The organism is Paraburkholderia sp. SIMBA_027, from assembly GCF_046535315.1.
Classification (GTDB): Bacteria; Pseudomonadota; Gammaproteobacteria; order Burkholderiales; family Burkholderiaceae; genus Paraburkholderia; species Paraburkholderia tropica.
On sequence record NZ_JAWRWY010001018.1, the window covers coordinates 1 to 257 of the forward strand.

Genomic DNA, 257 nt, shown 5'->3' on the forward strand with positions numbered 1-257 from the left:
GGATCGGTGCAATGGCGCTTTGTCATGGCGGCGGATCATCCGCTGGCGAACGTTGAAGAGCCGCTAACAGAAGCGCAGTTGCGGCGCTTTCCGGCGGTCAATATTGAAGACAGCGCCCGCACCTTAACCAAACGCGTCGCCTGGCGATTGCCAGGGCAAAAAGAGATTATTGTTCCCGATATGGAAACGAAAATCGCCGCCCATCTGGCGGGCGTTGGCATTGGTTTTTTGCCAAAATCGCTTTGCCAGTCAATGAT

General features: G+C 54.9%; 1 protein-coding gene. It reads left to right on the plus strand.

Annotated elements, in window-relative coordinates:
• Positions 1 to 257: LysR substrate-binding domain-containing protein (locus SB764_RS42185; RefSeq protein WP_410867062.1), on the plus strand; the 257-nt coding region annotated here is incomplete at both ends.